Source organism: Pelomonas sp. KK5 (assembly GCF_001984095.1).
Lineage (GTDB): Bacteria > Pseudomonadota > Gammaproteobacteria > Burkholderiales > Burkholderiaceae_C > KK5.
Map to the genome: position 1 here is coordinate 1 of NZ_LYVQ01000290.1, position 6961 is coordinate 6961.

The window sequence follows — 6961 nt, forward strand, 5'->3', positions numbered from 1 at the left end:
ATACTGGACTGACCATGATGATCCGCCGCCGCTTCACGGCCGGCGCGCTCGCCGCGTTGCTGGTTCCCCGTGCCCGTGCTGCCGACACCGCTCGCGCGGCTGCCGAGCTGGGCTCGTCCGGCCGGCTGCGCGCCGCCATCAATTTCGGCAATCCGATCCTGGCCACGCGCGGCGCCGATGGCAAACCGCAGGGGCTCTCGGTGGACCTGGCGCGCATGGCGGCTGCCGGCCTCGGGCTCGAGCTGGAGCTGGTGACCTTCGACTCGGCCGGCCAGGTGGTCGAGGCGGCCACCGCGGCGCGGGTGGACATGGCCTTCGTCGCCATCGATCCGCAGCGCGGCGCCGGGCTGGACTACACGCCGCCCTACGTGATCATCGAGGGCGCCTACCTGGTGCGCGCCGATTCGCCGCTGCAGCGCAACGAGCAGGTGGACCGCGCCGGCATCCGCGTGGCCGTGGGCCGCGGCAGCGCCTACGACCTGTTTCTCGGGCGCACGCTGAAGGCGGCAACGCTGGTCCGCGCGCCGACCTCGCCGCTGGTGACCGACACCTTCCTGGCCGAGGGCCTGGACGTCGCCGCCGGCGTGCGCCAGCAGCTGGAAGCCGATGCGCGCCGGCTGGCCGATCGGGCGGCGCTGCGCCTGCTGCCGGGGCGCTTCATGGAGATCGATCAGGCCATCGCCGTGCCCAAGGGGCGCGCAGCCGCCCAGGCCTGGCTGGCGGGTTTCGTGGAGCAGATGAAGCTGTCGAACTTCGTGGCCCTGAGCCTGCGGCGGCATGGTGTCGAGGGCGCCACCGTTCCGCCCTAACGGCGCTCGATCTTCAGCTCGGCATAACCCGTTGCCTCATCAGGCTCGCGGCTGAGCTGCCATTGCGGCAGCAGCGCGAGCAGGATCTCGGCCGTCGTGCGCACGATGCAGCCCGGCCCGGCATGGCCGCCCAGCACGACGCCTTCGGTATCGGAGAGGCTGATGTGCAGATGGGAGCCGTTGGCGGCGATGCTGCCCGCCAGCGTCAGGATCTCGTACTCGCCATCGAGCTGCAGCGTGCGCTCGGCGCCGGCCAGGCGCAGCTCGACACGCGACAGGCTGCCGATGCCCGAGACGACGAAGGCCGCGCTGCAGCCGACCGCACGGACGGCCGCCTCGATCGCAGGGCGCAGCGCATCACCGGGACGCAGTCGCAGCGGAAGGACGCTTGGGAATTCGGCGGCGCTCATGCCGCCAGGATAGCGCGCTCAGCGCAGCGTCGAATCGCTGCCGTTGCCGACGCTGCTGCGCAGCTCGGTGGCCCGGCGCGCGCCGGTGAAGCGCTTGGACCAGTAGGCCTCGCGCATGTCGTCCACCCGCACGGCGGCGCCGGTGCGGGGGGCGTGCACGAACTTGCCTTCGCCGACGTAGATGCCCACGTGCGAGAAGGTGGCGCGCATCGTGTTGAAGAACACCAGGTCGCCGGGCTTCAGCTCGTCCTTGTTGATGTTCATCAGGCTATTCGACTTGGCCTGCTCGTCGGCGCGCCGCGGCAGCACCATGCCGATGCTCATCTCGAAGATGTGGCGGGTGAAGCCGCTGCAGTCGAAGCCGGTGGCGACGTTGTTGCCGCCGCGCGTATAGCGCACGCCGAGGAAGTTCATCGCCGACAGCACGAGGTCGGAGGCGGAATCGCGCACGCTGTCCAGCAGGCGGGGCGAATCGGCCTGGGCCTGGGCGAGGATGCCGCGGTCGCGCAGGAAGCGGCTGACCGGGTCGGTGGCGGTGGCGATCGCGCCGGTGACGGGGGCAGGTTTTGCCTGCGGCGCTGCGGCCGGCTGCGAAGCCTGCTGCTGCATCAGGCTCTGCCCATAGGCGCCGGTGACCATGCCCGCCGGCGGCGTGTCCAACTGCTGGGCGCTGGCACCGACGCAGACGCCCAGCGCCAGGCCCGCGGCGCCGATCAGGCGGAGCGCGTGGGCAACAACAGCGGGGGAGTTCGGGCGGCGGGCGTCGGACATGGTGTTCGGCGCGCAGCTTATGAGCCGCCTGTCTGGGGTGTCAAGCAAGGGCAGGGTAACCGCGGGTAAGACCCGACGGGTCAATTCTGGACAGGGAAAACCCTGGATTGGAACACAGGCCGGGGCGCCACAGTGCCAAGCACTGACTCCCGGGCCCTGAAAAATGTCACGAAATCTGGAACCGAATCTCGAGCCCTACGCCGACTTCCACCGCCGCTCGCTCCAGGAGCGCGACGCCTTCTGGAGCAATCAGGCGACGCTGATCGACTGGGACCGGCCGCCGCAGCAGGTCTGTGACACCAGCCGGCCGCCGTTCGCGCGCTGGTTCGTGGGCGGCACGACCAACCTGTGCCACAACGCGGTCGACCGGCATGCGAAGGAGCGGGCGGGCGCGCGGGCGCTGGTGTGGGTGTTCACCGAGACCGGGCAGGAGAAGATCTACAACTTCGCCGAACTGCAGGCCGAGGTCGAATGCATGGCCGCGATCCTGCAGGCGCAGGGCGTCACGCAGGGCGACCGGGTGCTGGTCTACATGCCGATGATTCCCGAGGCGGTGTTCGCGATGCTGGCCTGCGCGCGCATCGGCGCGATCCATTCGGTGGTGTTCGGCGGCTTCGCCTCGCAGAGCCTGGCCAGCCGCATCGACGATGCCGAGCCGAAGCTGATCGTCAGCGCCGATGCCGGCAGCCGCTCAGGCAAGGTGATTCCGTACAAGCCGCTGCTGGACGAGGCGATCCGGCTGGCCGCGCACAAGCCGGCGGCGGTGCTGATGGTGGACCGCGGCCTGGCGGCGATGGAGGTCGTGCCCGGGCGGGATCTCGACTACGCCGCTGAACGTCGCCGTCACGACGGGGCCCGCGTGCCCTGCGTCTGGCTCGAATCGACGGCGCCCAGTTACACCCTTTACACCAGCGGCACGACCGGCCGGCCCAAGGGCGTGCAGCGCGACACGGGCGGCTATGCGGTGGCGCTGGCGGCGAGCATGAGGCACATCTTCGGTGGGCAGGCCGGCGAGACCTTCTTCTCCACCAGCGACATCGGCTGGGTCGTCGGGCATAGCTACATCGTCTATGGCCCGCTGATCGCCGGCATGGCCACCCTCGTCTACGAAGGCCTGCCGACGCGGCCCGACGCGGGCATCTGGTGGGAACTCGTCGAGCGTTTCCAGGTCACGCTGATGTTCAGCGCGCCGACGGCGGTGCGGGTGCTGAAGAAGCAGGATGCCGCCTTTCTGAAGAAGCACGACATCTCGACGCTGCGCGCCTTGTTCCTGGCCGGCGAGCCGCTGGACGAACCCACCGGCCGCTGGATCGCCGAGGGCCTGGGCGTGCCGGTCATCGACAACTACTGGCAGACCGAGACCGGCTGGCCGATCCTGACGCTGGCGCAGCACATCCCGGGCGTCGAGGCGCTAACCCCGAGATTCGGCTCACCCGGCGTGCCGATGTACGGCTTCGATGTGCGCCTGCTCGACGACGCCACCGGCGCGGATCTCACCGAGCCCGGCCGCAAGGGCATCGTCGCGATCGAATACCCGCTGCCGCCGGGCTGCCTGCAGACCGTCTGGCGCGACGACGCACGCTACGTCGGCACCTACTGGTCCGGCATCCCGGGCCGGCAGATCTACTCGACCTTCGACTGGGGCATCCGCGATGCCGACGGCTACACCTTCATCCTCGGTCGCACCGATGACGTGATCAACGTTGCCGGCCACCGGCTCGGCACCCGCGAGATCGAGGAATGCATCGCCGGCCATCCGAACGTGGCCGAGGTGGCGGTGGTCGGAGTGGCCGATGCGCTGAAGGGCCAGGTGGCGATGGCCTTCGCGGTGCTGAAGCAGCCGGCCGACGACGCGCTGAAGGAGGAGGGCGCGATCATGAAGCTGGTGGACCAGAAGCTCGGCGCGCTGGCCCGCCCCCAGCGCGTGCGCTTCGTGAGCGTGCTGCCCAAGACCCGTTCGGGCAAGCTGCTGCGCCGCGCGATCCAGGCGGTGTGCGAAGGCCGTGATCCCGGTGACCTGACGACCATCGAGGACCCGGCCGCGCTGCAGCAGATCCGCGATCTAATCGGATGATGGCAACATCTGACCCCTCCATCCGGCGCTTCCTGCCCTGGGTCGTCGCCCTGGCGTTCTTCATGCAGACGCTGGACACGACCATCCTCAATACCGCGCTGCCCGGCATGGCGCATGACCTGGGCGAGAACCCGCTGCGCATGCAGTCGGCGGTGATCGCCTACATGCTGACGGTGGCGTTGCTGATCCCGGCCTCGGGCTGGCTGGCAGATCGCTTCGGCACCCGCACGATCTTTCTCTGGGCGATCGCGCTGTTCAGCCTCGGCTCGCTCGGTTGCGCGCTGAGCCCGTCGCTGCGGATGCTGGTGCTGGCGCGCATCGTCCAGGGCGTGGGCGGCGCGCTGCTGGCGCCGATCGGGCGCCTGGCCGTCCTGCGGGTGTTCCCGCGCGAGCAGTTCCTGCCGGTGATGAGCTTCATCGCGATCCCCGGGCTGGTGGGGCCGCTGATCGGGCCGACGCTGGGCGGCTTCCTGGTGCAGTACGTCAGCTGGCACTGGATCTTCCTGATCAACCTGCCGGTGGGTGTGGCGGGCGTCTGGGCGTCACTGCGTTTCATGCCGCAACTGCGCAGCGAGTGGCCCAGCGCCTTCGACTGGGGCGGCTTCGTGCTGTTCAGCCTGGGGCTGGCGCTGAGCTCGCTGGCCCTGCAGGGACTGGGCGAGCATCTGGTGGGGACGGCGCTGTCGGTGATCTGCCTGGTGGCCGGGCTGGCGGCGATGGCGGCCTACTGGCTGCATGCCACGCGGCATCCGCGACCGCTGTTCGACCCGGCGCTGTTCACGATCCCGACCTTCCGCATCGGCATCCTCGGCAATGTGTTCGCTCGCCTGGGCAGCGGCGCCACGCCCTTCCTCACGCCGATGTTCCTGCAGCTGGGACTGGGCTTCACGCCGAGCGAGGCGGGGCTGTCGATGGTGCCGACGGTGCTGGGCGCGATGTTCACCAAGACGCTGGCCACGCGGCTGATCCAGCGGCAGGGCTACCGGCGCGTGCTGGTCGGCAACACCCTGGTGCTGGGCGTGATGATCGCCAGCTTCGCGCTGATCCGGCGTGACAGCGGGCACGTCTGGCTGGCGGTGCAGCTGGCGCTGTTCGGCATGGTCAACAGCCTGCAGTTCACCGCGATGAATGCGGTGACGCTCGGCAGCCTGGACCCGTCCACGGCCAGCAGCGGCAACAGCCTGCTGTCGGTGGTGCAGCAGCTGTCGATGAGCCTGGGCGTGGCGAGCTCGAGCCTGTTCCTGCTGTTGTTCTCGGGCGTGCCGGTGAACCGGGCGGCGGCCGGCATCGATCTGCTGCCGGCCTTCCATGCGACCTATCTCGCGGTCGGCACGATGGCGGCGCTGGCCTCGTTCATCTTCTTCCAGCTGCGCACGGACGAGGGCGAAAAAGGACCGGCCGCACAGGCGGCCGGTGATTCGATCCAGGATTGAGGTCGCCTACAGCGCGTCGGAGGCGAAATCTGCCAGGCGTGAACGTTCGCCGCGGGCCAGCGTGATGTGCCCGCTGTGGGCCCAGCCCTTGAACTTGTCCACCGCGTAGGTCAGGCCCGAGCTGCCCTCGGTGAGGTAGGGCGTGTCGATCTGCGCCAGGTTGCCCAGGCAGACGATCTTCGTGCCGGGGCCGGCGCGGGTGATCAGCGTCTTCATCTGCTTGGGGGTCAGGTTTTGCGCCTCGTCGATGATCACGTACTTGTTCAGGAAGGTGCGGCCCCGCATGAAGTTCAGGCTCTTGATCTTGATCTTGCTGCGCACGAGATCATTAGTGGCCGCGCGGCCCCATTCGCCGCCGGAGCCGCCGCCGCCGAGCACCTCGAGGTTGTCGTCGAGCGCGCCCATCCAGGGGCCCATCTTTTCTTCCTCGGTGCCGGGCAGGAAGCCGATGTCCTCGCCCACCGGCACGGTGACGCGGGTGACGATGATCTCGGAGTAGCGGCGGTCGTCCATCACCTGCGACAGGCCGGCGGCCAGCGTCATCAGCGTCTTGCCCGTGCCGGCCGTGCCGGTCAGCGTGACGAAGTCGCAGTCCGGGTCCATCAGCAGGTTCAGCGCGAAGTTCTGCTCGCGGTTGCGCGAGGTGACGCCCCAGACCGAGTTCTTCTGGTTGCCGTAGTCCTTCAGCGTGCGCAGCACCGCGGTCTTGCCGGTGATCTCCATCACCTTGGCATACAGCGGCGTGGCGCCGGGCGCCTCCAGGTAGACCATCTCGTTGATCAGCAGCGAGGGCACCAGCGGACCGCTGATGCGGTAGTAGGTGACGCCGCCCTGCTGCCAGCTCTCCATGGTCTTGCCATGACGCTCCCAGAAGTCGGCGGGCAGCATCTGCACGCCGGTGTAGAGCAGGTCGCTGTCTTCCAGCGTCTTGTCGTTGCGGTAGTCCTCGGCGGGCAGGCCCAGGGCGCGGGCCTTGATCCGCATGTTGATGTCCTTGGACACCAGCACGACTTCCCGTGTCGGATGCAGCGCCTTCAACGCCTGCACGACACCCAGGATCTGGTTGTCGGCCTTGCCCTGGGGCAGGCCGACCGGCAACTGGGCCTCGACCAGCTGGGTCTGGAAGAACAGCTTGCCGCCGGCTTCCTTGTGGCCGGTGCCGTCCAGCGGCAGGCCCTTGGCCATTTCCTCGACGCTGCTGCTCTTCAGCCCGGCGGCGAGCTGGTCCAGCTCGCGGCTGACCTGGCGCACGTTGCGGGAGACCTCGGTCATGCCCTTCTTGTGGCCGTCCAGCTCCTCGAGCGTGATCATCGGCAGGTAGACGTCGTGCTCCTCGAAGCGGAACAGGCTCATCGGGTCGTGCATCAGCACGTTGGTGTCGAGCACGAAGAGCTTGGCGACGCCGGTGCCGCCGGTCCTCTTGGGCGTCTTGGCCGTGCCGCCGCGCGCGGCTGGGGCCTTGGC

The 6961-nt window shown here is 69.1% G+C and carries 6 protein-coding genes; 3 read left to right on the forward strand and 3 right to left on the reverse strand.

The genetic code is table 11. The features are described from left to right. Positions 1 to 8 precede the first annotated feature (8 nt). The gene (locus B0W88_RS28285) at positions 9 to 809 is read left to right on the forward strand and encodes a transporter substrate-binding domain-containing protein (RefSeq protein ID WP_369973949.1); all 801 of its coding nucleotides are present in this window, start codon (positions 9 to 11) and stop codon (positions 807 to 809) included. Here the strand turns inward: B0W88_RS28285 and B0W88_RS28290 are convergent. Together B0W88_RS28290 and B0W88_RS28295 are read right to left on the reverse strand one after the other, a co-directional pair. After that, complete coding sequence (locus B0W88_RS28290; protein WP_077037892.1) at positions 806 to 1219, reverse strand: PPC domain-containing DNA-binding protein; 414 nt, start codon at positions 1217 to 1219, stop codon at positions 806 to 808. The two genes, B0W88_RS28285 and B0W88_RS28290, sit on opposite strands and share 4 nt — an antisense overlap. Positions 1220 to 1237: 18 nt before the next feature. Continuing rightward, on the reverse strand, positions 1238 to 1990 hold the full coding sequence (locus B0W88_RS28295) for a C40 family peptidase (protein ID WP_369973947.1): 753 nt from the start codon (positions 1988 to 1990) through the stop codon (positions 1238 to 1240). A gap of 163 nt (positions 1991 to 2153) precedes the next feature. Between B0W88_RS28295 and B0W88_RS28300 the strand changes: the two genes are divergently transcribed. Beyond that, positions 2154 to 4064, forward strand: a complete 1911-nt coding sequence (locus tag B0W88_RS28300; protein ID WP_077037893.1) for a propionate--CoA ligase — start codon at positions 2154 to 2156, stop codon at positions 4062 to 4064. Beyond that, positions 4061 to 5497 (forward strand): multidrug transporter subunit MdtD, encoded by a 1437-nt coding sequence (gene mdtD, locus B0W88_RS28305; RefSeq protein ID WP_083749129.1) that lies wholly within the window; start codon positions 4061 to 4063, stop codon positions 5495 to 5497. Before B0W88_RS28300 ends, mdtD begins: the two co-directional genes overlap by 4 nt. A gap of 6 nt (positions 5498 to 5503) precedes the next feature. On the opposite strand, the gene B0W88_RS28310 is transcribed toward mdtD, so the two are convergent. Continuing rightward, the coding region (locus B0W88_RS28310) for a PhoH family protein (protein ID WP_077037894.1) at positions 5504 to 6961 on the reverse strand (1458 nt) is incomplete at its 5' end.